Annotated in this window: 1 pseudogene; it reads right to left on the minus strand. The window is 64.2% G+C overall.

Annotated elements, in window-relative coordinates:
• Positions 1-42: 42 nt before the first annotated feature.
• Positions 43-231 (minus strand): annotated as a pseudogene (locus tag ON45_RS20715) (Rdx family protein); the annotation flags it as partial.
• Positions 232-355: the final 124 nt, after the last annotated feature.

Consider the following 355-nt stretch of genomic DNA (forward strand, 5'->3'; position numbering starts at 1 on the left):
CACGGAGCGCCGGAACTGTTCACGAGATCGGGGTCGGGGCGGTCAGGAGCGGGCAGTGTCGAGGGCGGCGAGGACTTCGCCGGGCTCGGCCTGGCGGCCGTGGTCGGCCTTCGACCAGACGACGTCACCGTCGACGGCGACGTCGAAGATGCCTTTGGTTCCGGGGATCAGCGTCAGCGACTCGAACTCGTGTTGATGTGCCGACATCAGTTCCTGGGCCACGCGCACGGCGTGGGCCGAATAGTCTCAAGGAACGCAGTAGGTGATCGAGATCTTCATGCTCTCACCCTACGAGCATCCACCAATGCCCAACTCGTGAACTGTTCGCGCACGGAGCGCCGGAACTGTTCACGAG

This window comes from Ilumatobacter nonamiensis YM16-303 (genome assembly GCF_000350145.1).
Classification (GTDB): Bacteria; Actinomycetota; Acidimicrobiia; order Acidimicrobiales; family Ilumatobacteraceae; genus Ilumatobacter_A; species Ilumatobacter_A nonamiensis.